The organism is Cobetia sp. SIMBA_158 (assembly GCF_046566945.1).
Taxonomy (GTDB): domain Bacteria; phylum Pseudomonadota; class Gammaproteobacteria; order Pseudomonadales; family Halomonadaceae; genus Cobetia; species Cobetia amphilecti.
In genome coordinates this window covers 1-256 of sequence record NZ_JAWJYL010000668.1, presented here as the reverse complement: position 1 = coordinate 256, position 256 = coordinate 1, and the positions used below count along the sequence as shown (strand labels likewise).

General features: G+C 39.1%; 1 protein-coding gene. It reads right to left on the bottom strand.

The genetic code is table 11. The features are described from left to right. On the bottom strand, window positions 1–256 hold a 256-nt coding region (locus R2R70_RS21500; RefSeq protein WP_410979124.1), incomplete at both ends, for a hypothetical protein.

Below are 256 nucleotides of genomic sequence, written 5' to 3'. Positions count from 1 at the left end.
AGCATAGTTTGAGTACTTGATAAACAAAGTCCAAATCACTAATGACACGATGCAGTGCTGCACAGATTTGCTTTTCGCTAAGCTTTTCTCGCCAATCACCTCTACTGCCATCGACACCAAACTGCAAGCGTAAATCAGCTACACTGGTCTCTAATTTATTTAAGCTTTTACCAAGTTGTAACATATCAGGAATTTCAGCTCGGTATATCGCGCGTAAATCGTTAATTAAATCCACCAGCTTTTTAGTACTTACACT